At 50.5% G+C, this 4,469-nt stretch carries 3 protein-coding genes; all 3 read left to right on the top strand.

All coding sequences use genetic code 11. From position 1 onward, the window contains the following. Positions 1-329 precede the first annotated feature (329 nt). The 3 genes from V5E99_RS30755 to V5E99_RS30745 all read left to right on the top strand — a co-directional run bounded on the left by V5E99_RS30755 (position 330) and on the right by V5E99_RS30745 (position 4,367). Positions 330-2,276 carry a hypothetical protein gene (locus V5E99_RS30755; RefSeq protein ID WP_499806278.1) on the top strand — a complete coding sequence of 649 codons (1,947 nt, stop codon included), beginning with the start codon at positions 330-332 and terminating at the stop codon, positions 2,274-2,276. A 122-nt stretch (positions 2,277-2,398) separates the two neighbouring features. After that, positions 2,399-3,139, top strand: a complete 741-nt coding sequence (locus V5E99_RS30750) for a hypothetical protein (RefSeq protein WP_499806276.1) — start codon at positions 2,399-2,401, stop codon at positions 3,137-3,139. Then, entirely contained in the window at positions 3,090-4,367 is a 1,278-nt protein-coding gene (locus V5E99_RS30745; protein WP_499806274.1) for a hypothetical protein, read from the top strand. The genes V5E99_RS30750 and V5E99_RS30745 overlap by 50 nt, the downstream gene beginning before the upstream one ends. The last annotated feature ends 102 nt before the right edge of the window (positions 4,368-4,469 follow it).

The raw sequence follows: 4,469 nt of genomic DNA, 5'->3' as shown, positions 1-4,469 counted from the left end.
TTGCGAACCTTGATATTCACCGAGCTGCTAAACCCGATCGCTGATTGGTCAGCGACCCGCAAACGATAAAACCCGCCCCCAAGGCGCACAAGCCGGCGGATTCTGGCGTAGCTGTAGGGCGCTACGCAAGGATGTGTAGGGTGAGAGAGTTTCTGGAGGTGTCGGTTAAACATCCCGACGAACGGTAGCAAAACCTGTAATTTCTGACAGTAGGCAGCAGTCCTTGACCTGGCATTAAATCGACTCATCGCAACGCTGGGCCGCGACCTTCAAGACTTGATGCTCAGGCAGGCTGATGGCGAGTCACACACTACGCAGGAGTTTGTGCAATGGCAGGCGATGACAAGGAAAAAAAACCGGACCGGGCACAGGACAGCTCCTTGGTTGATCCCGACGCACCCATTGTTCCTGCCATTCTCAAAGAAGACGATGGTACTGAAAACGTTGAGGGCTTGATCCCTCGCTCTGCCCTAAACGAGGACCTGATGTTAATTGTGCCGCCGTGGGCATTTTCTACCGCACCTGATTTACAAGATGCCATCACGGTGGGATGGAGGACGTCAGGAACTGCATTCAGGCCAGTCAGCACCTACACATACGATCCGCCCATTGACCCGACGCCTAAATTCGTTTTCGTACCCATGGCCGAACTGGAGCATGGCGTTTATGACCTGTCTTACAAATTGGATGTTGGTGGCAATGAAGCGGAATCGCAGAAAAAACGCATCACCATCGACAGGCTGCCGCCCAACGATAATCAAGAGCCTAATAGGCTCGACATGCTTGGGGTCGTGGGTGACATCACTGATGACTACCTCACGCAGCATAGGGAAGTGCGTTTTCGTGTGACACCGTATGTAGGCCTGAAGGCCAAAGACCGTGCGATTTACTACTGGACCGACACCAACAATCCGCCCAGTGACGAGGTTGAAATCCGCGAGCAACAATTCAGCCAGCAGGATATCGATACCGGGCAACTGATCATCACGGTCTATGAAGCGGATATCCGTAGTCGCGGGTCGGGTGCGCGCTGGATTTACTATCGCCTGCGGGACTGGGTCGGAAATCTCGGGGCACGGTCAGCCCTGTTGCCCCTGTATGTCGACTTAAGCCCCGGCCCGGGGGGGCTGAAACCTCCGCGCGTTCCTCTCAGTGCCAGAGGGCTGATCGATCGTCAGCATGCCCGCGAAGGTGCTGTCAATGAACGAGGGGTGACTGTTGAAATAGATGCCTACGACAATCCCGACGCATCCCACAAAGTGTTGATCTCGTGGAACGGTGTCGAATTGGACCCCGTGGATGTCGATCCCTTGAGTTTTCCACTCAAAGCGTATGTGCCCTGGCATGTATTGATCCGGTTCCCTGGGCCGCAGGATGTACGGGTGACTTACAAAGTGCGACGTGGTGGCTCTGAGACGCCTCCTTCTGCAGGTGCCTGGGTGCTGGTAAACCTGACGATAGCAGGGCCGGATCACGCTAATGCTCCGCAACTGCTCAATGACAATTTGTTCAAGGTTGATGTGTATGGCGCTGTCTCGAACATCAAAAACACCTTGCTCACTGAAGACTTCGGTCAGGATGCACTGGCCCGACTCGAACTGTATGCCGATCCCAAGCCCGATGAACTTATTGAGGTGTACTGGGGCTCGGTAAGTACGCCGGTTGCACACTACAAAGTGAAGGCCGGGGACGTCTCCGGCACGATTGTGCCGTTCACCATCCCCTGGAGTGCAATTGATACCGATAAGGACAATCCGGCATTGCCGGTTTACTACACCACCAGTAATGGGATTAACCAGCAGCGGGCGCCGCATCAGGACGTCGTGGTTTCTATCATTGTTATCGATGACTTGAAGGAACCCACCTTCCCCCACGCCAATCGCTTCGGTGTACTCGACTGCTGCGCCAAGCCAAGACTATGGGAGGGGGTTTGGGTCGAAGTCCCGGGAAATGTGATGTTTGATGATGGCGATACCGTAGAGTTGGTTTGGCAGGGCTGCCGGAATGAGAACGGAAGCTCATTTATCAGAGGCGTTCGGCAAACATTTTCCAAAGTATTAAGCCTGCAAGAGGCGCGGAACGGTTTTCAGGTGCACGTTGATAACTACGATATGTTGATAGCGCCAATGGTTAATAACGGCTCTGCGCTCGTGCATTACACACTGAAGAAAATAAATGGAGGTGTAGGCGTTTCAAAGTCCGATTTCGTTATTATCAATAGAACCATGCCCAGCGGCGCAATTTGTTCGCCTGATCATGAAACGTGTCAGGAGTGATTTTTAGTAAAGTTAAATAAATTATTCGCTTGGCTAGCGCTTGCATCTTGAATACGGGGTCGAATGACTGTTGGTCTGGCGTTTGTTCGTTGCGTCATTTTATCAATGTAAGGAGCGTTAAAATGTCTAACTTTCAGAAACTGACGCCTGCACAAAAAATACGTCAGAATTATAAGCTCATGCTTCTTAACAGTCCTAAAGCAAAAGATCCGGCTCCGAGGATGCATGAGGATAACCCACTGCTGCCGCCAACCCCTGCTGATTCAAATAATCAATTGCCTGCTAGGTATCGGGGGGTACCGTTAAAAGTGTTGCTTGATGGGTTTGCCGAATCAGGAAGTCCGAAGGAAGACGTGTCGATTCAGTTGAAATGGGGTGGCACCAAAGTGGGTAATCCTATTACGACTGTCACTCCAATCGATCCCGGCGACTTTCCACTTTTACTGGAACTTCCCGGTGAATATACGGAAGTTCAGGGGCGTTATGAACTGTCGGCTGAAATTGATTTTGGTGGCAATCCTGAAGATACAGAATTGCTGATTATTGATATTGATACTACCCCACCCAATCCTAATGGGACAATCGTCCTTCCTCCAGCAGTAGAGAGCGACGGTATTACAAAGGAGTACCTTGCTGACAACGGCGGATTTGTACGTGTTGCTGTTGACAGATATGGAGGTATGAAGATTGGCGATGTTATTGAAGCCTACTATGGTGATGCATTGCCGACGGCTAAAAAATTTGGCACGTTTGAGCGTGTTGATCCAGTTATTCCAGTTGAATTTCAGTTGACCGCTGAAGTTATCGGTTCGCTTGAAGCGAAAACATACTATTTTTTATTACGTGACGGACCGAGTCGGTAACCGCAGCTTACATTCAGATTTCAAATATGTAGAGGTCATCCTGACGGACCCACCACTGAATTTGTTGGCGCCGGACATTCCACTGGCCGCTGACGATATCGACTTCGCTGATGCGTACGAAGGGGTCGGCGTGGGCATTGTGGCGCCGTACACCAACTATCTGCCGGGCGATCAATTGGTTGTAACGTGGGACGGTGTGCTGCAATCGCCTCAGACTATTCCCGTGTTTCCTTTTTACGTCACGTTGCCCTATAGAGTTATAAAAAATGGTAATGAGGGGCCCAAGGTGGCGACCGTCAGTTACCAGATTCTGCGGGGTGGCAAGTATTATCCGGTACCTCCAACGCCTGCACCTTTCGTTGACGTGAATGTTGATTTGAGAAAGCCCGGTCCGGAGGATCCAGATCCGGAAAATCCCGACCCTATAAACCCTAAGTTACTTCCTGTCGTCGTTAGAGGTGGAGGCGCGAATGCAGAGGACGACAAACTAAATCTTGACGATGCAACTTTTCCAGCAACCGCAAAACGATTGATTTATGAAAATTTTAAAGTGGATGATGTTGTGCAGCTCTATTGGAAAGGCGTGGCAGTGCCTGAAGATAGCAGCGCTCGAGGTCAGGGAGGCGTCTGGAAAGTTGAGGCTGGTGATACGGATGCAACCGTTATGGAATTCACTGTTCCGTGGACTATTATCGAAGCAGGTGGAAATTTGAAAGAGTTGCCTGTGTATTACACAGTGGCACACGACATGAATGACAATGTAGCCACTTCCGTTTCTAAGAACGTTGAGGTGTTAATTAGAGATGGTGTCGTTCCGGCGCCGCTCTTCTTGAACTTGCATCCGACATTTCCTAACAGACTTTTTTGCAGCTCAATACGTTTAGACGCTCTCCGTGCGCCTGTTATAGAGGTGGCAGTGCCTGGGGGAGAACCTCAGTTGGCAGATCAAAAGTTGACATTTACCTATCAAGGGTATTCCGAAGAAACCGGTACTTCTCCGATAGCTGGCAACACACTTGATGTTAAATACACACCTACTGCCCAAGAGGCATCGGCTGGTTTTATTGTGAGAATTCCTTATGAGCCTTTCCGGGTAACAAAAAGTGCGTGGGGAGCCATTAGCTACGAAGCAATCATCGATGGTTTTGAAACACCTTCGAGTCGACATCTGGTCAGGGTGCACATGGTGCTGGGAAGTGGGGATACTTGCGCGATTCCGACGTCCTGATTGACAGTTGATTGGCGGGAGGCGATTTAAGCCTCCCGCATTTAAATCGTTATCAAAGTTCGGTTGTCTTTGGCGGAGGATGGATTTTTCGTACGCATTTAA

Source organism: Janthinobacterium sp. LPB2021202312-11-4 (assembly GCF_037049705.1).
GTDB lineage: Bacteria > Pseudomonadota > Gammaproteobacteria > Pseudomonadales > Pseudomonadaceae > Aquipseudomonas.
Note: the sequence above shows the minus strand (reverse complement) of the source record. Positions and strands in the feature narration are given on the sequence as shown.

What these genes read in the sequence shown, in the direction of transcription:
- V5E99_RS30755 (WP_499806278.1), top strand. Translation starts at nt 330, where the DNA reads ATGGCAGGCGATGACAAGGAAAAAAAACCGGACCGGGCACAGGACAGC.
- V5E99_RS30750 (WP_499806276.1), top strand. Translation starts at nt 2,399, where the DNA reads ATGTCTAACTTTCAGAAACTGACGCCTGCACAAAAAATACGTCAGAAT.